Source organism: Flavobacterium haoranii, assembly GCF_009363055.1.
GTDB classification, from domain to species: domain Bacteria; phylum Bacteroidota; class Bacteroidia; order Flavobacteriales; family Flavobacteriaceae; genus Flavobacterium; species Flavobacterium haoranii.
In genome coordinates, this window is record NZ_CP045292.1 from 1071968 (window position 1) to 1091618 (window position 19651).

The 19651-nt window shown below is 32.4% G+C and carries 19 protein-coding genes and 1 pseudogene; 7 read left to right on the forward strand and 13 right to left on the reverse strand.

The window, feature by feature from the left end; genetic code table 11:
- Positions 1–8 precede the first annotated feature (8 nt).
- Positions 9–1022: a PorP/SprF family type IX secretion system membrane protein gene (locus GCU34_RS05285; RefSeq protein ID WP_072785631.1), complete on the forward strand. Its 1014-nt coding sequence runs from the start codon at positions 9–11 to the stop codon at positions 1020–1022.
- A 31-nt stretch (positions 1023–1053) separates the two neighbouring features.
- On the opposite strand, the gene GCU34_RS05290 is transcribed toward GCU34_RS05285, so the two are convergent.
- The 13 genes and pseudogenes from GCU34_RS05290 to GCU34_RS05345 all read right to left on the reverse strand — a co-directional run bounded on the left by GCU34_RS05290 (position 1054) and on the right by GCU34_RS05345 (position 13766).
- Positions 1054–1713: a toxin-antitoxin system YwqK family antitoxin gene (locus tag GCU34_RS05290; RefSeq protein ID WP_152378372.1), complete on the reverse strand. Its 660-nt coding sequence runs from the start codon at positions 1711–1713 to the stop codon at positions 1054–1056.
- 184 nt (positions 1714–1897) lie between these two features.
- Entirely contained in the window at positions 1898–2356 is a 459-nt protein-coding gene (locus GCU34_RS05295) for a DUF1905 domain-containing protein (RefSeq protein ID WP_072785634.1), read from the reverse strand.
- 13 nt (positions 2357–2369) lie between these two features.
- Positions 2370–4726: pseudogene (gene hsdR, locus GCU34_RS05300) on the reverse strand (EcoAI/FtnUII family type I restriction enzme subunit R).
- Positions 4723–5691, reverse strand: a complete 969-nt coding sequence (rhuM, locus tag GCU34_RS05305) for a virulence protein RhuM/Fic/DOC family protein (protein ID WP_072785638.1) — start codon at positions 5689–5691, stop codon at positions 4723–4725. Before rhuM ends, hsdR begins: the two are co-directional and overlap by 4 nt.
- A gap of 147 nt (positions 5692–5838) precedes the next feature.
- A complete protein-coding gene (locus GCU34_RS05310) occupies positions 5839–6051 on the reverse strand; it encodes a hypothetical protein (protein WP_072785640.1) in 213 nt (70 codons plus the stop codon).
- 100 nt (positions 6052–6151) lie between these two features.
- Entirely contained in the window at positions 6152–6532 is a 381-nt protein-coding gene (locus GCU34_RS05315) for a restriction endonuclease subunit S (RefSeq protein WP_152378373.1), read from the reverse strand.
- A 2-nt stretch (positions 6533–6534) separates the two neighbouring features.
- The gene (locus GCU34_RS14060; RefSeq protein WP_152378374.1) at positions 6535–6726 is read right to left on the reverse strand and encodes a restriction endonuclease subunit S; all 192 of its coding nucleotides are present in this window, start codon (positions 6724–6726) and stop codon (positions 6535–6537) included.
- Entirely contained in the window at positions 6716–8194 is a 1479-nt protein-coding gene (locus tag GCU34_RS05325) for a class I SAM-dependent DNA methyltransferase (RefSeq protein WP_072785644.1), read from the reverse strand. Before GCU34_RS05325 ends, GCU34_RS14060 begins: the two co-directional genes overlap by 11 nt.
- Positions 8195–8817: 623 nt before the next feature.
- Positions 8818–10191 carry a VapE domain-containing protein gene (locus tag GCU34_RS13855; protein WP_227658738.1) on the reverse strand — a complete coding sequence of 458 codons (1374 nt, stop codon included), beginning with the start codon at positions 10189–10191 and terminating at the stop codon, positions 8818–8820.
- Positions 10134–10847, reverse strand: a complete 714-nt coding sequence (locus GCU34_RS13860; RefSeq protein ID WP_227658739.1) for a BT4734/BF3469 family protein — start codon at positions 10845–10847, stop codon at positions 10134–10136. Before GCU34_RS13860 ends, GCU34_RS13855 begins: the two co-directional genes overlap by 58 nt.
- 97 nt (positions 10848–10944) lie before the next feature.
- The gene (locus tag GCU34_RS05335) at positions 10945–11226 is read right to left on the reverse strand and encodes a helix-turn-helix domain-containing protein (protein ID WP_023572038.1); all 282 of its coding nucleotides are present in this window, start codon (positions 11224–11226) and stop codon (positions 10945–10947) included.
- Positions 11227–11314: 88 nt separating this feature from the next.
- Positions 11315–11920, reverse strand: a complete 606-nt coding sequence (locus GCU34_RS05340; protein ID WP_072785648.1) for a hypothetical protein — start codon at positions 11918–11920, stop codon at positions 11315–11317.
- Between the two features lie 628 nt (positions 11921–12548).
- Positions 12549–13766, reverse strand: coding sequence for a site-specific integrase (locus GCU34_RS05345; RefSeq protein WP_072785650.1), 1218 nt, complete (start codon positions 13764–13766; stop codon positions 12549–12551).
- 396 nt (positions 13767–14162) lie between these two features.
- Here GCU34_RS05345 and GCU34_RS05350 point away from each other — a divergent pair, with 396 nt between their 5' ends.
- The 6 genes from GCU34_RS05350 (at position 14163) to GCU34_RS05375 (ending at position 19602) form a co-directional block, all read left to right on the forward strand.
- Entirely contained in the window at positions 14163–14390 is a 228-nt protein-coding gene (locus GCU34_RS05350; protein ID WP_072785652.1) for a DUF7660 family protein, read from the forward strand.
- Positions 14383–14772 (forward strand): hypothetical protein, encoded by a 390-nt coding sequence (locus GCU34_RS05355; protein WP_072785654.1) that lies wholly within the window; start codon positions 14383–14385, stop codon positions 14770–14772. The genes GCU34_RS05350 and GCU34_RS05355 overlap by 8 nt, the downstream gene beginning before the upstream one ends.
- A 278-nt stretch (positions 14773–15050) precedes the next feature.
- Entirely contained in the window at positions 15051–16631 is a 1581-nt protein-coding gene (locus tag GCU34_RS05360; protein ID WP_072785656.1) for a hypothetical protein, read from the forward strand.
- A gap of 16 nt (positions 16632–16647) precedes the next feature.
- Entirely contained in the window at positions 16648–17220 is a 573-nt protein-coding gene (locus tag GCU34_RS05365) for a DUF6705 family protein (protein ID WP_072785657.1), read from the forward strand.
- Between the two features lie 179 nt (positions 17221–17399).
- Positions 17400–17810 carry a hypothetical protein gene (locus GCU34_RS05370; RefSeq protein ID WP_072785659.1) on the forward strand — a complete coding sequence of 137 codons (411 nt, stop codon included), beginning with the start codon at positions 17400–17402 and terminating at the stop codon, positions 17808–17810.
- Positions 17811–18066: 256 nt separating this feature from the next.
- Positions 18067–19602: a SulP family inorganic anion transporter gene (locus GCU34_RS05375; protein ID WP_072785661.1), complete on the forward strand. Its 1536-nt coding sequence runs from the start codon at positions 18067–18069 to the stop codon at positions 19600–19602.
- The last annotated feature ends 49 nt before the right edge of the window (positions 19603–19651 follow it).

Below are 19651 nucleotides of genomic sequence, written 5' to 3' on the forward strand. Positions count from 1 at the left end.
AGAAAAAAATGAAATTTAAATTATATATATTACTAGTCTTTGTTACCCATTTTATTGAAGTTAAGGCACAAGACCCTGTATTTACACAATTTTTAATAGTTCCTGAAACATTAAATCCGGGATTTACTGGATCTGCAAGTTCATGGAATGCAGGGATAATCCATAGGAGGCAATGGCCAGAAGGTAATAGACGAATTGATACCCAATATGGATTTGCTAATAACTTAGTGACCGACAATCTAGGCGTTGGGATAACTGTCTTAAATCAAAAAGAAACTTTCACAAATTATAACTATTTTCAATTTAATGGAGCCGTTTCTTATCGAATAGATTTAAATTATAACTGGCGTCTAAGATTAGGTTTAGAAGGAGGTTTTGGACGTAAAGATTTCAACTTTGGTAATTTACTATTAGAAGATCAGATAAACATCAATGATGGTTCAATCTCAGGAAGTAGTATTGACCCAGGTTTTCTTAGATATAATAATCAAATCAATTTTGTAGATTTTTCTTTTGGAGTTTTAGTTGATGAAGAAAATGCATGGTTTGGAGCTGCCTTAAAACACTTAACTCGTCCTGACATTTCTTTTCTTGAAAATGGTAATGTGCCTTTAGATTTGTTCTTATCAGTACATGGTGGCTATTATTTTGCTTTAGATAATTCGCCAACTATGATTTTGCCTGCAGATACAGATTTATTAGTATCTTTTAATTACATGAGACAATCTCAATTTAATCGATTAGATATTGGTGCCTCTTTAGAAATGAATATGTTTTCGTTTGGAGTTATTGCAGCTACCAACCCAGAAGGAAGAAGTACAAATAGTCATCTTGTTACTTCTCTTAATCCTTTTGTCTCTATGAGAGCTGGCGAATTTAAATTTGGATATTCGTATGATATTAATACATCTAGATTTGGACAAAATCAAGGAGTTCATGAACTTACTCTAACTTGGCAATCTAAATATACTTGTAGAGATTGTGATAATTATCGAATGAAACTCAAAGATATTAGATGGTAAAAAATAAAGGCTAAAGAAACAATAGTTTTCTTTAGCCTTTAAAATTTTGTAGAATAGCAAGATAAAAATTTTCAACAGAAGGTCCTTCTAAATTCCCTAGTTTAAAATTTGCTGTTCTTTTAACTCTTCCAATAGAATCGTAATTTGTCAACAAACCCTCTATTTTTCCATCTTTTAAATTGTAAGTTGAAATAACATTTCCATTCTCATCATAATCCTTTTTAAATCCATTATTAGGATCATACACTCCTCCCTTTTTATAAATGCTTACTTCATAAACTGTGTAAGTTTTTTTATTGGAGCCACCATAATAATAATCATCATCATTATCACTATCCTCTTCACGATTATAAGCTATCTTTAAATAGAATAACTTATTCTCATAGGATGCTACAACACGATTATCTAATATTTCCTCATCTGTTAATTTATAACCATTTGAAGAAACTTGTTGAATTATCGTATTGTAAAACTCTTTTTGCCTAAAACGATACATAATCTTATTTGGTAACCCCTCATAATTATAAACATAAAACCATCCTTTAGCTTTTGCATTGTCATATAGGTTTCTTCCATGCGCCCAGGAAATTGTATTATAACCAATACCATCACTTTCAGATGAATCATAATAATCCCAACCTTTGCTAATTAAAAACTTGTTTGTGGTTTCCCAATTTTTATAGCTGGCCATTGTATGTAACTCGTTAAGAGTTATTTTTTGGGCTGATAAATTTTGTACTGCGACTAAAGAAAATATTGAAATTATAAATTTTAAAAATTTCATAATTAAATTAAGATTTGTTTTTTTAATTAGTATACATATCTAATAAACGAAAGCAAAAAAAATCTGCGTAAAAGCTTCATAACAAATAAAATTACTTACCCTCCAAAATTGTAATTACTTCCACAATTTTTGCCACTTGTTGCTCTTCTGTGGCTACATCTTTTATGGCTTGTAAAAGTTCTTTTTGATAGGTTTTATCTTGTTTTTGAAAAACAGACAAAACATTAGCTTCGGCAAAACAATCTAAAATGGCTTGCTCGTTAGTCTTTTGGGTGTCTTCTAAAAATAAGGTAACCAATACTTTATCGCCACCTGTTTTTTGAATGGCATTTCGTATTTCAGAATTAACAGCCAGCTTTTTATCTCCATTTTTAACCGGTCCTAAATTCTTATGTTGAATAGCATAACCATCAATGGTACCTGATACTTTTAAATCGCCCCATTTACCTTTAATGTCTTTAGTATTGGGAATAATCAATTGGTACGTCCAAGCGCCATTGCCTGGAATATACTGCAATTCTAAAAGTTCGTTTTCTATGATCATTCGCATATTAAATTACTATTTACACATACAAATACTTTTGATACTCTATAAAATTATTTCTGATGGTTTTTAAATCTCCAAGGATTGGTTTTGCATCTGCGATGGTTTTGTATTTTAATTGGAGGAATGTTCCTAATTTTTCATCGTCTAGTTCGTAAACTCCGTTTAATATGTATTGGTTTAATACAAATTCTAAAAATTCTTGGTGATTAGCATTTAACTCTTTGAAATGTTCTCTCATTTTAGCCGCTCGTTGTTCTCTTTCTAGAATTTCTGATTGGTATGCTACATAGGATAGTACATCGTAAATATCACTATTTTCTGCACTGAGTATTTTTTGAAACTCCGATAATTGTTCTTTTGTATAGCCTTTTTCTTCTAACTTACCTAACAAACTTTTGCGGGTTGCCGGTGTACTCCATTGTGTTTTTAAATCTTCTTCTGATTGAAATAAATCGGGAATTGTACCGTAAAGACTTTTTAAAAATTCTGTTGCTGTAATGGGTTTACCCTCTGGACTCCAAAAAGTAGTAGTTGTCATAGATTGTAACTGACGAACTTTTCCATCTGATAATACTACTTCGATTATTTCTTTTGATTGTCGCAACGGCAATCAATGTAACCGCACATTTCACATGGCTCTTTATCTGGTTTTGGACAAATGCATGGTTTTTGACCGCAAACGGAACATTCTTTTAATGGCCCTCTAGGTTCTTTTGGTTCCGGTTCAAGTGGTTCGCCATCCCAAGCTGGGTCATTGAAATGTTTGTAAGCTTTTACAAAATCGTAAATGGTGAAGTAATCTTTCCCTTCAAATAAACGTGTTCCACGCCCTACAATTTGCTTAAACTCAATCATAGAGTTAACCGGTCGCATTAAAACAATATTGCGAATTTCAGGAGCATCTACACCTGTACTTAACTTTTGCGAGGTCGTAAGGATTGTAGGTATCGATTTTTCATTGTCTTGGAAATCTCTTAAATGTTTTTCTCCTATTTCACCATCGTTTGCTGTTACTCTTTGACAATAATTAGGGTTTTTACTATCGCAGTGTTGATTGATTAAATCTCTTACCGCTAAAGCATGGTCTTGTGTTGCACAGAAGACTAAGGTTTTTTGATTTTGATTGATCATTTTCAAAAATTCCTTTACACGGTATTCTTCTCTGGCTTTTATGGTTATGATTCTGTTGAAATCGCTTTCTGTATATTCTCTTCCTTCTTCGACCATTCCTGATATTACATCATCATCTGAAGTGAATTGGTATTCATCGATATTGGTTTGAATTTGTTTTACTCGGAATGGTGTTAAGTACCCATCGTTGATTCCTTCTTTTAATGAATACACAGAAACTGGCTCGCCAAAGTATTTATAGGTATCGCCGTTTACATCGCGTTTTGGTGTAGCGGTTAATCCTAATTGGGTTGCGGGTTCAAAGTATTCCAAAATAGCTCTCCAAGTACTTTCGTCATTGGCACCACCACGGTGACATTCGTCTACAATAATAAAGTCGAAGAAGTCTTTTGGATATTGACCGAAATTTGGCTCTTCTCCTGACATGAAGGTTTGGAAAATGGTAAAAAAGATACTTCCGTTTGTGGGTACTTTTCCTTCTTTTTTTATCTCTGATGGTTTAATTCTCTTTAATGCATCATCTTCAAAAGCACCGAAAGCATTAAAGGCTTGGTCTGCTAAAATGTTTCTGTCGGCAAGGAATAAAATTCGTGGGCTACGGATTCCATCTTTGTTGATGTTCCATTTGGCTTGAAATAATTTCCATGCAATTTGAAATGAAACTGCTGTTTTTCCTGTACCGGTTGCTAATGTGATTAGTATTTTCTTTTGGTCGTTTGCAACCGCTTTTAATACTTTATTGATGGCATTTTGTTGGTAATACCGTAGTTCCCAACTACCACCTTTGGTTTCGAAGGGTACATTAAAAAAGCGTTGTTCCCAATTAAAGGCTTCTTGGTTTTTCTTTTGTTCTTCTCCATACAATTTTTCCCATAATTGTTCTGGAGTAGGTACTTCTGTAATGTCCCCTTCATGTCCTTGAAGGTCTGCCATGTAATATTTTACACCATTAGTACAAATGGCATATCTCAAATTTAAACGAGAGGCGTAATCTTTAGCTTGTGCCAAACCTTCGGTATAATAACAGCCTTCTGCTTTTGCTTCTAAAACGGCTACATTACGATTGTTGAATTGCAGAATGTAATCGGCTTTATCTGGCATGGCACGTTTGCCACTGCCTATAAGACGCCCTTTTGTAATGGGATATTCTCTGCGAATTCTACTTTCAGGAACAATTGCCCAGCCTTGTTGTTGCAAGTGTGGGTCAATTAATTCGGCACGGGTTTCGGATTCGTTTCTCATTTGTTTCTATTTAATACACTTATCACTAATTTTTTAACAGTTTCCATTTCTTCTGCTTTACTAGAAGCAATAAACAACGTTAAACTAGCCAAAGTATCATTGCTAATTATGGGTTTATTTTCATTAGTATACAACATTTTGTTTTGCTCTAAGAATTTAAGAAAACAAGCCGCTGCAATTCGTTTATTGCCATCTACAAAAGCATGGTTTTTTACAATTAAATACAACAATGTTGTTGCTTTTTCTTCTAAAGTTGAGTAAAAATCTTGGTTATCGAACCCTTTTTCGATTTGTGCAATAGCACTTTTAAATCCACCATCTTTTTCGATACCAAAAATAGCACTATCAAAATCTTGTAACATACTTTTTAGTACGTTTTGATAGTCTGACAAAGTAGGATAAACGGCTTGTTTTTTGGTTAAACCTTTCGTATCTAAACGTTCGTGGTCGTAGTCATCTAATAGCGTTAACCCTTTTGCAAAGGTTTCTAGAAAACTAGCGTTATTTTCTTGATTTTCGATAGCTTTACCAACGCTTCTTGCTAAAATTTGAATACCGTTTTTAAGTATTTTTATTTCTTGTTCTTTTTGTTCTAGGCGTTTTTCGTTGAGGGTATAACCTTGAACTAATAATTCTTTCAATCGTTTTGTAGCCCATTGACGGAATTGTGTACCTTGTTTTGATTTTACTCGATAGCCTACCGAAATGATTACATCGAGATTGTAAAATTCAACTTGATAGGTTTTTCCATCATTTGCAGTTGTCGCAAATTTTGCGACAACTGATTTATGTTCTAATTCTTGATCGTTAAATATATTGCTGATATGCTTACCTATGGTTTTTATGTCTCTGCCAAAAAGTTTAGCCATTTGCTCTCTATTTAACCATACGCTATCACTTTCAAATTGAACTATAATTTCAACTTGATTGTCTGATGCTTTGTATATTTCGATTTGGCTATCCATGGGTATTGAAATTTACATTTTTCATTACGCTTTTTATGATTTATACATAAGTTGAGATACTGTTTTACTTTTTAAAATTTTTCTTTTTGAACCGTGGCATTTTTTGCAACAGTTGTAAAATAATCTAATTCATTTTCTTTAAATTGCTTAATTGGTTTGTGCAAAATTTGCACATACCTCTTTTACATTTAATTCGTTTTCCTTAAATATGTTTTTTAAATGTCTACCTATTACCGTTCTATCTCTGTTAAATAATACTCCTAACTGGCTTTCATTCAACCAAACAGTATCGTTTTCAAATTGAACAATAACTTCAACTTGATTGTCAGATGATTTGTATATTTCTATTTGGTTTTCCATCACTTGTTAATATTTTCAATTTCGAAACACTATTTATTATGATGTAATCATAAAATTATGCTATTCTTTTTATTTTTTTAAACTACTTTGCAATACACCATTACACCAACTCCCCTTTAAACGCTTTTTCTAAAATACTTTTTTTAAGTTCTTCTAAGTTTGATAGATTCTTTTCTAAAATTGAATTTGATTGTTCAATAAAACCTAATGTTTGATTAAGTTTTGATACAATTGCTAATTGTTCATCAATTGGAGGTATAAATATTGGACATTCTAAAATATCATTTTTTCTTAAATTGGTTTGATTCTCACCATTATCAAAATTCAAAAAATATTGATTTCTATTTATTTGAATTAAAAAAAAATCTAAATCTAAATCGTTAGTCCTTAATGCACAAACACGTTGATTTAATGTATATTTATTATCTTCATCTATCTTAAAACATTTTGCTAAAGTTTTACCATTTGGTACATCACTCATTACTAATACAATGTCATTTTTAAATAATGGTAATAATTGAGAGTTACTTTTTTGTATATTTTACCATTACTCGAAACAAACTTTGAATTAACAACTATATACTTACCATTTTCATCAATTATTTTTTCATGACCTTTACCATTTATAAACTCGCAAATTTCACCTACTGTCTTTATTTTCCAATTACTTTTCATTATTCTCTATTAAGGTATTTAATAAATTCATTATTTCATTATTCTCTTCTTGAAGAGTAAAAATTTCATCTAATATAATTTCAGGCTCTCTTAACTGATTTAGTTCTGTTTTGTTAGGATTTTTTACAGATAAGTCACAAAATTTTTCATCAAAAGCTGAAATACTTATTTTCCAAGATTTTTCTGTAACACATTTAGTCTTTGAAAATTCAATAAAATCTTTTAAATCATTATCATTAATTGGATTTTTTTTTCCTAAACTTCTTCCTGCATCTAACTGATAATACCAAATATCTTTGGTGGGTTCACCTTTGGTAAAAAACAACACTACTGTTTTAACCCCTGCTCCCGTAAAAGTTCCAGCAGGCATATCAAGAATTGTATGTAAATTACAAGTTTCTAATAAGTGTTTTCTTAAGGAAATACTACCATTATCTACATTACTCAAAAACGTATTCTTAATTACTACCGCAGCACGACCGCCTGCTTTTAAAGACTTAATAAAGTGTTGCATAAATAACGATGCTGTTTCTCCTGTTTTGATGTCGAAGTTTTGTTGCACCTCGATACGTTCTTTTCCTCCAAATGGTGGATTAGCCAGGATGATATCGTAACGGTCTTTTTCTTGAATGTCGCGTATGTTTTCGCCAAGGGTATTGGTGTGCACAATGTTTGGTGCTTCGATGCCATGCAAAATCATGTTCATCGTACCGATGATGTAGGCTAAGTTTTTCTTTTCTTTTCCGAAGAAGGTATTGTCTTGCAACTGCTCTAAATTGGCAGCTGTTTTTTCCATTTTATCATATAGATACTCGTAGGCTTCACACAAGAAACCTGCAGAACCACATGCTGGATCGTATATTTTTTCTCCAATTTTCGGGTTCATTACTTTTATCATCGCACGAATCAATGGTCGTGGTGTATAATATTGTCCACCATTACGACCGGCATTGCCCATGTTTTTAATTTTGGTTTCGTACAAATGTGATAGTTCGTGTTTGTCTACACTGGTACCAAATGGTAAACCATCGACCATGTTGATGATTTCACGCATATTGTAGCCCGATTTGATTTTGTTACTCAATTCGGAGAAGATTTCGCCAATTTTATATTCGATGGTTTTTGGGTTATCGATGTGTTTTTCTTTGAAACTAGCTAGGTATGGGAATAATTCGAATTCTACAAACTTTACTAAATCGGGTCCAATAAGTGCTTTGTGAATGTCGATTTCCCCTTTTTCATTCTTAGGAGCTGCCCAAGTTTCCCATTGGAATTTTGGTTCTAAGATAGGTGTAAAGTTTTTACCTTCTAGTATGGCTTCGTCTTCGCGGTTTTTGTCAAAACTGTCTAAGTATCTTAAAAACAATACCCAAGAGGTTTGCTCGATGTAATCGATTTCTGAATCTGCTCCTGAATCTTTATATAGTAAGTCGTCAATGTTTTTGAATGTTTGCTCGAAATTGGCCATTGTATTTTTGTAAGTTTATTAATTGGTAAATATAGTGAAAAGCGTTAGAAAGAAAAATGAGGAAAACCGTATTTACGTTAAAAAAGAAGAAAAGTAAAGCAGATGAGATCCTGAATCAAGTTCAGGATGACAAGGGTGTAGGGTGTAGGGAAAAAACGTGTAAAAGATTTTTATTTTTTCAGAAATAAAAAAAACAGATTTATTTGAGGAATTGGGTGCAAACTTCACGTACTAGTTTATTGATTTGCTTTTAATTGTGCCGATGTTGCTAGAAAATTTGAAAAGTAAAAAAACTCAAAATGTTTGTGTGGAAATTTGGTTACACCCCTTACACCCCGAGCCCCCTAACCCCAAAGGGGGAATAAAAGGTGGTCAGTTGGCAGAAAAAAAAGTGGCAACTTGCGTTTACCACTTTTGATTTTTTTGGGTTTATATTTCGGATTGTCGGTTGGTTTGATCTACTTCTTCGTAGGTAAATTCTTTTACTGCGTAAACTGGACTCCCTTTTCGCATTAGTCTTGTGAAATTGTGTTTTTTTAAAGCTTTTCCTATTTTGTTTATTGTTCCATCGGTGATGGTGATTTTTGCTCTTTCGGCTAGTTTTGCTGCTATTTGTGAGGCGTTTAAATAGTGCAGCCCCCACCAACTCCCCCCGAAGGGTGGAGAGCCACAACGTTACCTTCATTATCTATATATTCATTTCTTTCGTTTTTAGTTACTGGTGAAAACCATGTTAAAAGCAATTCTTCTTCTGGGCTTCGTAGTTGGTATTGTTCGTTGTTTTCGGTGATGTTTTTGATTTCTTCTTGGTCGAACCAATGTCTGAATCCTGTTTTAAACAAATACAAGGCTTGTGATAATACATTGTCAATATTGATTTCGTGTTGGTATTGAATGTTTTCCACTTCAAAACAAAGGAAACGTCTACTACCTGTACTGTCGTTTAAGAATTGCGCTGTGTTGACACTTCCGGCAAATGATGCGCGTCTTGGCATGGTTTCGTTGTTGTGTCCGTAGGCTTTTCTCATTCTGATTTGTGTCTTTGTGATGATTTCTTTTAAGCTTCCAATTTCGGAACGGTTTAGGTTTTCTAATTCGTCCAGGTTGATTAACATACATTCTGAAAGCTGCACTAAAGTGTCTTTGTTGTTTGGGTTTATGGTTCCAGAGAACAAATACTCTTTTAATTTTCTAGGTACTAGTTTTTCTACCCAAGTGGTTTTTCCTAATCCTTGTTTTCCACTGAATACAATTACCGTGTGATTGATTACTTTGTCATCCAATACACAACCCACCATTGCTACAATCCATTTTTTAAAACACTGTTGCCAAAGTTCTTGTTTTGTTGTAGTTATCGTATTTGCCAATTCTAAAATGTAATCTGTTTTTTCATCATACGATGGTAGATTGTAAAAGTAATCTTCGAATGGATTGTATAATTCACAGAAATCGGAATACAATAGGTTTCGCAACGAAGAAAGGTTTGTTTTGATTCTTCCTTTTAAACATTCGCGAAGCATTGAGTTTTCAATGAAGTCGTTCATTACATGCCATTTTTTTTTGGCCCCACCCGACCTCCCCGAAAGGGAGGAGCTTGAAAGCTGTTGATATTCTAGTTTACCTGATACTATGTTGTGACGGAAATTGTATCGAGATGTTAGAAAATTTTCTAGTTTGTCGATTGGTGTTATTCTTGTTTTTTCTTCTTCTTCGTCCTCATAGAAGTCGCCTCTCGACTCCGCTCGAGGTGACAAGTTTTGATTGTCTGATTTTTTTGTGTTGTTTTTAGTGTTTCTGTTCTTTTCAAAGTTTTCATCTTTACCAAATTCGTGAATGTTACCGTAGGCGCTGTGAACGGTTTGTGTTACTTCTTTTTCGTCATAGCCAAAGTCTGTTAGTATGAAGCTTAGTGCTTCGTTTAATGATATGCCTTTTCGGTTTAGGTTGCACGCGAGTTGGTGTACGAATACGTTTCGGCTACCTGTCGCATATTGCACTTTTTTTCGGTGAAGCGGACGCAGTGATTATAAACAGCTTCGCTGTTAGTCGCAGTCGCAGTCGCAGTTGGCAGTTGTGTCACTTCGACAGGCTCAGTGTGACTGGATTGCTTCGTTTCACTCGCAAAGACGATAGCAGCTTCGTTTTGATAGAGGTTATCATCGAATGAGTAGAAACATAGTCGGGTTATGTCTTTTCCGGATTTGTCTATTTCATGGTTTAATAGGTTTTCATAGTGTTTTTGGATGGCCAAAAAGGTTTCTTTATGGTCTTCTTTTGTGGTGTTTACTTTTACTAAAATCTTTAATCCATTGCCTGATGGACTTATGAAACTTGAATAGGTGTATTCAGATTGATTGGCTTTGTGTTTTGCGTTTTGTAAATCGGTTTGACTTAATTTATCGATGTCTAGGATTATGAAATTGGAGTATGCTTCCAGAAATTCCATTTTTCTTCCACCCACGAATTTTCCTGAAGGAGTGAATGCAGGTAATGATTTTTTGGCTTTTTCATAGGCTTCTAGTTTGTTTTCGGCTAATGATTTACGCAAATACGTTATCCCAGGTCTGTACTTTCCTGTTTTGATTTCGTGCAGGATTTCGGGAATTGTTTTGTGTTCTATTACTTCGTTGAAGTTTTTGAATATCGTTATCATGTTTGAGTGATTAGTGAATAGTGATTAGTGAATAGTCTTAGTGGTTGTCCCTGTTTTACAGTCACAAACCTCACATGTTCCATTACATTTTTTCATACTATTTTCCTTTGAATGATTTGTTGTAGTGTTCTTGTAGTAGTTTTTCAACATCAGAAAGTTTGTAGTAGATTTTACTTCCAACTTGACTGAATGAGATTTTACCTTCATCTCTCCAGGTTTGTGCGGTGCGTTTTGAGACTTTCATGAGCATGATGAACTCTTGATTGTCTAAGAAGGTTTCTTTCTTTGGGTCTGGCTTGGCGTTTAGTTGGCTTTGAATTGCATCTAATTTTGCCATTAAGTCATTGTACTGGTCTTTTGTTAAAATAATTGCTTCCATTTTCGTAGTTTTTAAAAGTTTATGGAGCAAAATTGTGAAGTAAAAAAAGTCCCTTAGTCCCAATCGGGTCCCAAGGGACTATTATTTTTTAGAGTAAGTTATCGAGGTCTATTCGTTTGTGGGTCTTTGGTCGTTTATCGCCTCTTGATGGTTTGAGGATGGTTTCGACTGTTTGGGGACTTATTTCGTTGTTGTCTTTGTCGATAAAGTTATTGACGATCATATTTACGATTTCGCCATTGGAAGCATCAATAAAAGATTTTCCATCAACAAATAGTTCACGACTTAGTTGGTAGAATATGTCTACTAATTGGTTTAGATTTCCGTTAAATTTTAGTTTTTTAGTTATTAGTTTTTTCTCCAATTCTAGTTCTTTTTCCTTCTCAATTTCCGAACGCATTTTACGAAGCGTTTGTAATTTTTCAATGAATTGAGCGCATTGCTGGTCATAAGCTTGCAGCTTGTTATTGATTGAAATAATGTCGGCTTGTTTATATTCGAAAATTTCTTCGTTTAAAAACAAGATTTGATCATTGAACGATTCCATTTTTTCAACCTGATGTTTGATTTCAAAAAACGAAAAATAACGATCTTCCGATTCGGCATTGATTAACCTTTTTGGAGTACTTTGTTTGGTTTCTTTTACGCTCGAAGATTGCAGCTCCGTTCGTTTTTTCTCAATAATGTTGTACAATTTGTTGAATCTACTCAGTGCCTTTTGACTAAAGAATAGTTCTTCATTATTGCTAATAATTTTTCGAATTTGTTTAACCAGGTGTTTCCGTCTTGGGCAATTTGGAGTTGGTAGTTAATGAATTCGGGTAGTTGGGATTGTGGGATTGTAAATACTTTTTCGAGTAAAGCAATACAATAGTTTTCCAGTGTGGGTTCCTGGTCGTGCGTAATGTCAAAAATAGAAGCTGCACTTTGTGCTGTGTCGATGGTTCTCCATTCTGAGAACAATGATTTTTTGATGTTTTGCCCTTTCAAGTTCACGTTTTTTGCCGGTGTTAAATTTGTTCATTATTTGTTATTTGGTTACACTTTTTCCAATGTCACGACTTGAAATGATATAGTCGCTTGAAGTTCAGGTATACTTCAAGTAAATTTCAATATGATTTTGGAAGTTTTTTACTATTTGGGATGCCTAAAATTAGAACAAATTCAGTACCTGTTTGCGTTGTTTTTCGTACAAGTTTTTTACAAAATTGCGAAGGCTTGTATTTGCTAGGGTTTTGGATTTAGAAAGTAAAAAAGAGTGAAATTTACCTTCGAAAAAGAAAACGAGAGTAATTTTTTGAAGTAATTACTCTCGTTCTGTTTTAATTTATGTATTGGTCTACTGCTTTGTCTAATTCTTCATTTATGATTTTTGCATAGATTTGAGTAGTACTGATATCGTTGTGATCCATTAGTTTTGATACGTGCTCAATTCTCATTCCGTTATTTAAAGCATTGGTTGCAAATGAATGTCTACTTACGTGAAATGAAACTGGTGTTTCTATTTTTAGTTTTTTAGCAATTCTTTTTAATTGAAAATTAGCAGAATGATTTTTACTTTTTATCATTTCATAACGATACTCTTCACTTCTTAAAAACAATTCTGTATTTGGAATTACATTAAAAATTAAATCCTCTGGGTTAGAATCTTCATTTATATATTTGGTAATAATATCAAAAGCAATTTGTCCAATTTTAAACTGATGTAATCTACCCGTTTTATGTATTACTTTTTTAATTCTTTTTTCTTCCCAATTAAAATGTTTTGCTTGTAAACCTAATACATCTCCAAATCGTAAACCACCAGCATAAATTGAAAATACAAACATATCTCTATAAATATCTTCTAAATGTCCGGGTTTAGCTTTGTAATTTACATACGCTTCTATTTGTTCTTTTTTTAAAAAGTGCCTTTTACTTTTTTCTTTTTTTAAACTCAATTTACTAAATGGATACATTGTTGATGGAATAACATCTTCTTTTATTGCTTCTTTAAAAACAATCGCCAAAATCATAACTGAATATCTTTGAGTTGTATGATTATTTTTCAAAACATTACTCATATAACTCATGTATTCATTCAACATTTGAACTGTTATATCATCAAAATAAACATCTTTATTTCCATGCCAATTTTTAAATTTATTTATTAATAAATCATAATTATTATAGGTACTTAATGATTTATTTCCTTTGATTCTAGCAAGATATTTTGTTGAATAATCGAAAAAGTTAGGCACATCTTTTCCTTTAATGGCTTCTTTTAATTTTCGAACTGAAATAGACTTTACCTTTCTTTCCATATCGGCAATTTGCGCTTCAGCATCAGCAATCTTCTGAGCCAAAGCTGCATTCATTCTAGCACTATTCGGATAGCTTTTCTTAACTCTCTGCTTTGCTTCATCCCAGTCACTTTCTTTAAGCTTGAGTCCGGCTGTGATAAATTTCGTTTTTCTATCTTTTATAATTCTAATGTACAAAGGGCTTTTGCCTGTTTGATCTTGCTGATTTGAGCGAAGAACTAATTTAATTGATGCCATAAAGAAGAATTTAATGTATTGTTGTACTATATTTGTAAAGTGGTGCAAACGAGTGAAAGTGTTGATTTTACTAGCATTTCAATCTAGTGCAACGGAGTACTAAGGTACAACAATTGGTACAACAAATCAAGTATTTTATTGCTTTTTTATGCTTAAATTTGCTTTAGTATTTTTTATAAAGTCAATAAATACAGTACTTTAAGTGCAAACGAGTTCATACAAAAATATAATGCCTACAACAGCGGTTTGCTTCAATGGCTACTTCCGGATTTTCCTACGGAAAATCCGCTGCTGAATGGAATGTTTTGTTATATTTGTAATGGCTTGGTGTTGGTGCATCGCCACTGAGAGCAAGCCGCAGAACGTTGTGCGTCATTTAAGAAAATCCGAAAGACAATGACAAGAATAGAATTTATTGAGTTTTTAAAAGAATTTAAAACTGACTTTGACCAAAACAAAGAAAATTGGGAAAACATCAATCTTTCTGATTTTTTAGAAAGTATGATTGCTTACACAGAAGATATTCAAGGCTTTTATGACAATATGGGAATGAAAATAAATGCAGATAATCCAACTTGGGAAAATTTCAGTCATATCTTAAAAGGTGCTTCAATTTATGAGTAAATTATACAAGATAACTTTAAACGGAACTCAAATCGGAACTTCTAAATTGGAAAAAGCCGATGCACCTATGGGAGTTGCATTTGGACAGTTAGAATTTAACGGAATTGAATCGCCCTACAAATTCCTCAAAGAATATTGTTTTAATAATGAAATCGAACTCGCCTTTGATTATCCAGAAGTCAAAATGATTTCAACTATGAGTATTTCAGAAATTAAAATCACGAGTGACAAAGGAATTGAAATTAAAGGAGTTGGAAATCAAATAACAGGAATGGATGAAGAAGAATACGAAATATCAATATTCGGAATTCCGTATCCATTTTACGAAGAAGAATTTCCAAATCATGTGGCTGAATACCGATCAATGTTTGATGAAAAATAAAAACGAACGCACAACATTGGTTAGCTTTTATTGTGGCTTCTCGCCTACTTCCGAATTTTCTCCGAAAATCCGAAAGTATTCGTATATTTGGTTTGGCTAGTAACAAAAACACCACAACATCAGCTAGCCAAGGACCGTTACAAGTAATTTTGTGACAAGCAAATCGTAAAATATTCCGAAGTATTTTACAAAAGGATAATGTTACTGCTTTAACCGAACGGTTTAACAAATCCTTTTCAACCGTCAGTTTGTAAACTGAAAAGGTTTAAATTACAATTATGAAAAAAAATTCAATTAAAAGATTTTATTTTTTAGTCATTGCTCCATTCCTACTCTTAAGTAGTTGCTTAAATGAAGATGCGCTAGAAAAAGTTTCTCACGAACACAAACACAGGTTCAATCAGGAAATTGTTTCTTTCTCTAAAGTCAATTATTTAGAACCTCAAATCAACAGTTTTTATCAAGCTCGAAATCAAAATTTGAGAACCAGCTCTACAGATTCTCTCAATCTTGATTTAAACCGAGTTTTAGTAATTGAAGACTCACAATCTAACTATAAAAGTTATTCAATCGTTATTAATAATTCAATTCCTGAAAATTCAACATATTTCTTTGAAAATTATCATATTATAGAAGAAGATGATATCATTCTTGATTCTTTTATATTTAGATGGACTTCAGATAATCCACAAGATGATTTTAACTTAAAAACATTTTCAGGAACTGTTCAAAAATTCGACATCAATTATAATTTGATTACTCAAAGTTTTTATATTAATGGTGTACTACAACAACAAAACTATAATGGAAATAAAAATATAGCTAGTAATAATGATACATTCGAGTATTATATGGCTTGTGATGTAGTTACTACTTGTCCTTGTCAGGGGACAGGAAGTGGATACTGTAGTTGCGACCCTACTTCAGGTAGTTATACTGATAGCTGTGGAATGACCGTAGGTATTGTTTGCTATTTAACAGGTGGTGGCTCAGGTGATGGTGGTTCTGGTGATTCTGGTAGCGGACTTGGTGGTGAAGGTGGCGGCGGTGGTTCTAGTAATAATGGACAAAATGACGATAATATTGGTGATAATGGTGACCCACTTCATCCTGTTGTGCCTCTAGAACCTTTAGAAGATACCGATTTTCTAGAAGAAGTTGTTACTGACCCTTGTGATAACTTGGAAACAAAAACTTCCAAAAAGTTAAATTATATGGCTAATTTTAATAACCTAAATCAACCTAATAAATATACTTTTCCTGAAGAAAGTGGATTTGTAGAAAAAAAAGTAAATGGGATGAGTCAATATCAATATATAGAAGGTGTTAATGGGAAAGCATTAAATTTTCCAGCAGGATCATTAAATTTTACTCATGTTCATAATAATAAGCCTGCCGTTAACTCTGATGGACAAAATTATGATGAAGCTATTAAAATGTTTTCACCTAGCGATTTAAGTGGACTTTTAGGAAATTGTAAACGTTCATGTGAAATGGTAGGATTATCCTCAACAGATGCATTTGGAGTTCTGATTTCTAATGAGGGAATCTTTTGTATTTCTATAATTGCTAATATAACTCAAACAGAAATTGATTTTTACAATCAAAAATGGAATAAATTTCAAAATAGATATGAAACAAAATGTGTAAATCTTATGGTAGATTTTAACACATATACTCCTAACCAAAGAAAAGAAATATTACAAAAAATGTTTTTAAAAGAATTAGAGAAACTTCAGTTAAATGATAAAATTGGTTTTTTTGAAGGAGAGGTTTTAATTGAAAATGGAATAGAAAAACTAAAATGGAAAAGAAAAACATTAAATAACTCAGGCTCATTAGTAGAAACTCCATGTTAATTTATAAATTTATAATATGAAAAGAATAGTAAACATAATTATACTTTTTTTGATATTCTCAACGAATTCAAGCTGTCAAGTTACAGCAACGCTGCCATTAAATAGTTATGATTATCCTAATGGAGCATACCTTAAAGATATTAACAATCAATTGCCATTTTATGTTGGTACTTGGGAGGGTATTCAAAATAATAAACAATATACTTTCCAATTTACAGTTTTTAACCAACAAATGATTGACTTTGGTAATGGTCATTATGAATACTTAGATGCTTTGGTTGCAAAATTTAAAGTTGTTGATTTATCCTCTTCAGAAGTGTTGTATGATAATTTATCAGCTGTAAATTATGATGATTATGAAATATTTTTAGGTTCAATACAACTTGGAACGTTTTTTTGTCTTGATAAGAATAATTGTAATAACTTAGCTAAGTTTAAGTTATATAAAGTAACTGGAACAACTAATCAGTTAAATTATAATGATTTTAGACTAGTAGAATTTGGAAGTATAGATGAATGTCCTTATACAAATCAAGAAGATATCCCAATATTTTTACCAACAGGTGATTTTATTTTAACAAAACAATAAAAACTACTTGTAACATTGTATATATTCAATAGCGACTTTTGTTTCAACATAAAAGTCGCTTTGTGTTTTTAAAGCTTGTAATAAAAGGAAAGTTTAATTACTTTTATTCCGCTACTGTAATATATACAAAAACCGTTAACAGCTAGTATACGAAACGAACAAAACAGATATGAATAAAAATGTTTAATTCCGTAGAATTATATTTACTCAACAAACTACTCAACAAAATTAAATATTCTGATAGAGATCCATATGAATTGAATGAATTTGCATTTAGTCCAATAACAAATCAAATTATAGAGAAGCTCAAAATAGAATTAAAGTTGAATGAACAAATAAAAAAGTTGTCTTCACAAAATCCAAAATTTAAAAACCTTACTTTTGAGTTTGACAATTATATAGGAAAAAACATAAAAGAAAATTTAATTTACCAAAGCGATTCTTCCTTCGAAGTAATTTCAAAATTTAACGATAATGAACTTGAAACATTTACTATAGATATAATTGGACCTATTGATTTTGAAAAAACTGAATTGGAAAAATTAAAGAAATATATAGAAGAATTAGCTAAGAAAAATACCAGCAGTTAACATCGGCTATAAATTATGGCGGCGCTTGCGCATTTTTCCGAATTTTCTCAAAATATTCGAAAGTATTTTTCTATATGTAAACATCAGTAACGAAAAACTCCAACTTCTTAAAATCAGCATATCGTTGCAGTCTATCTCTGCTAAAAATCAGATGCTTTAAAATTTCTACTCTACCAATTTTCAATTAATTGTATTTTTGAATGTCCATTTTTAAATCATTACCTTTGCGCTTTTAAGCCAAAAATGGACATTTAAGATGCAAAAAGTATTCAACTTATTCGATTTTTCTCAAAAAGTAAATTATAAAACTGAAATTTTAGCCGGACTTACGGTAGCAATGACCATGATTCCCGAATCGTTGTCTTTTGCAATACTAGCAGGCTTCCCTCCTCTTGTAGGTTTATATGGGGCTTTTATCATGGGATTAATTACCGCTATTTTTGGTGGTCGTCCAGGATTAATCTCCGGTGGAGCTGGAGCAACAGTAATTGTATTAATTGCTTTAATGAAATCTCACGGTTTAGATTATGTCTTTGGAGCTATTATTATTGCAGGTATTCTTCAAATACTGGTTGGAATATTTAAACTAGGTAAATTTATTCGCTTAGTTCCTCAACCTGTAATGTATGGTTTTGTTAACGGATTGGCTGTCGTTATCTTCATGTCGCAATTAGAGCAATTTAAAACGGTTATCAATGGCGAAACTACTTGGTTAACTGGTAATCCAATGTTTGTTATGTTAGGATTAGTTGCTTTAACTATCGGAATTGTTTACATATTTCCAAAAATCACAAAGGCAATTCCAGCTTCATTAGTAGCAATTATGGTTGTTTTTGGTCTTGTTTTAGTTTTCGGAATTGAAACCAAACAAGTAAAAGATATTGCTTCTGTAAGCGGAAGCCTTCCTCCTTTACACATTCCTTCAATTCCATTCAATTGGGAAACTTTACAAATCATTTTTCCTTACGGATTAGTAATGGCTGCTGTAGGTTTAACCGAAGGTTTATTGACGTTAAATTTAGTTGACGAAATTACAGCAAGCAAAGGAAATAGTAACCGCGAATGTTTAGCACAAGGAACTGCTAATATTGCTAACGGCTTCTTCTTTGGAATGGGTGGTTGTCCAATGATTGCTCAAACCTTAGTGAACTTATCTGCTGGTTCTAGAGCTCGATTATCAGGAATTATTGGTGCTTTAACTATTTTAATCATCATTTTAGTTGGTGCTCCAGTTATTGAATTGTTACCAATGGCTGCATTAACAGGTGTTATGATAATGGTTGCCATCGGAACTTTTGAATGGACGAGTTTTAAGACCTTCAACAAAATGCCTAAATCGGATATTTTTGTAATGATTATTGTTACATTAATTACGATTTTCATGCATAATTTGGCTTTGGCTGTTTTAATTGGAGTAATCATTTCTGCTTTAGTTTTTGCTTGGGAAAATGCAAAACGTATTCGTGCGCGTAAATATTTAGATGAAAATGGTGTAAAACATTATGAGATTTTCGGACCATTATTTTTTGGTTCCACTACAGCATTTGCAGAGAAATTTGATATTCGAAACGACCCAAAAGAAATTATTATCGATTTTGCTGAAAGTAGAATTGCAGATATGAGTGCAATAGAAGCAGTAAATAATATTACAAGCAAATATGCGAAACTAGGTAAAACAGTTCATTTACGACATTTAAGTAGCGATTGTATTGCATTATTAAAAAACGCAGAAGCAATTATTGATGTCAACATCCTAGAAGATCCTTCTTATAATGTTATGCAAGGGAAATAAGAATTTCAATTTTTAATAAATTATAATTAGCTTTACTTTTTGTAAAGCT

Coding starts and splice junctions, on each gene's coding strand:
- GCU34_RS05285 (WP_072785631.1), top strand. CDS start 9: ATGAAATTTAAATTATATATATTACTAGTCTTTGTTACCCATTTTATT.
- GCU34_RS05290 (WP_152378372.1), bottom strand. CDS start 1,713: ATGGCCAGCTATAAAAATTGGGAAACCACAAACAAGTTTTTAATTAGC.
- GCU34_RS05295 (WP_072785634.1), bottom strand. CDS start 2,356: ATGCGAATGATCATAGAAAACGAACTTTTAGAATTGCAGTATATTCCA.
- rhuM (WP_072785638.1), bottom strand. CDS start 5,691: ATGGATAGCCAAATCGAAATATACAAAGCATCAGACAATCAAGTTGAA.
- GCU34_RS05310 (WP_072785640.1), bottom strand. CDS start 6,051: ATGGAAAACCAAATAGAAATATACAAATCATCTGACAATCAAGTTGAA.
- GCU34_RS05315 (WP_152378373.1), bottom strand. CDS start 6,532: ATGAGTGATGTACCAAATGGTAAAACTTTAGCAAAATGTTTTAAGATA.
- GCU34_RS14060 (WP_152378374.1), bottom strand. CDS start 6,726: ATGAAAAGTAATTGGAAAATAAAGACAGTAGGTGAAATTTGCGAGTTT.
- GCU34_RS05325 (WP_072785644.1), bottom strand. CDS start 8,194: ATGGCCAATTTCGAGCAAACATTCAAAAACATTGACGACTTACTATAT.
- GCU34_RS13860 (WP_227658739.1), bottom strand. CDS start 10,847: ATGATAACGATATTCAAAAACTTCAACGAAGTAATAGAACACAAAACA.
- GCU34_RS05335 (WP_023572038.1), bottom strand. CDS start 11,226: ATGGAAGCAATTATTTTAACAAAAGACCAGTACAATGACTTAATGGCA.
- GCU34_RS05345 (WP_072785650.1), bottom strand. CDS start 13,766: ATGGCATCAATTAAATTAGTTCTTCGCTCAAATCAGCAAGATCAAACA.
- GCU34_RS05350 (WP_072785652.1), top strand. CDS start 14,163: ATGACAAGAATAGAATTTATTGAGTTTTTAAAAGAATTTAAAACTGAC.
- GCU34_RS05355 (WP_072785654.1), top strand. CDS start 14,383: ATGAGTAAATTATACAAGATAACTTTAAACGGAACTCAAATCGGAACT.
- GCU34_RS05360 (WP_072785656.1), top strand. CDS start 15,051: ATGAAAAAAAATTCAATTAAAAGATTTTATTTTTTAGTCATTGCTCCA.
- GCU34_RS05365 (WP_072785657.1), top strand. CDS start 16,648: ATGAAAAGAATAGTAAACATAATTATACTTTTTTTGATATTCTCAACG.
- GCU34_RS05370 (WP_072785659.1), top strand. CDS start 17,400: ATGTTTAATTCCGTAGAATTATATTTACTCAACAAACTACTCAACAAA.
- GCU34_RS05375 (WP_072785661.1), top strand. CDS start 18,067: ATGCAAAAAGTATTCAACTTATTCGATTTTTCTCAAAAAGTAAATTAT.